Origin of the sequence: Mycobacterium angelicum (genome assembly GCF_002086155.1) — a bacterium.
Classification (GTDB): Bacteria; Actinomycetota; Actinomycetes; order Mycobacteriales; family Mycobacteriaceae; genus Mycobacterium; species Mycobacterium angelicum.
This window is the reverse complement of the sequence record NZ_MVHE01000376.1, coordinates 1-288: the sequence shown is the minus strand read 5'-3', so window position 1 is coordinate 288 and position 288 is coordinate 1. Positions and strand designations below refer to the sequence as shown.

1 protein-coding gene is annotated in these 288 nt (G+C 63.5%); it reads left to right on the top strand.

Annotation, left to right across the window (positions count from 1 at the left end):
• Positions 1 to 162: DUF7956 family protein (locus BST12_RS34075; protein WP_170062243.1), on the top strand; the 162-nt coding region annotated here is incomplete at its 5' end.
• Positions 163 to 288: the final 126 nt, after the last annotated feature.

The window sequence follows — 288 nt, the reverse complement described above, 5'->3', positions numbered from 1 at the left end:
TTGGATATCGGCCGCAGTGTCGGATGCTCGGCCTACGAGAACGACTTCACGCTGCCGGACATTCCAACGCAGTGGCGCAACCAGCCGCTGGGCTGGTACACGCAAGGCCTTGCCCCCTACCTGCCGGGGCTGTCGGACCCGAAAGACGCCGCCGAGGGCTGATGGGTGTGCCGGCGACCTCTGAGGGCGAGCAGACGCATAAGCGCCCAATTTCGGGCTCTTCTGACCCTTCCGTGGGTGGAACCTTGGTCTGAGTAGGCGCACGTCGTTGTAGCTTAAGGTTGCTGG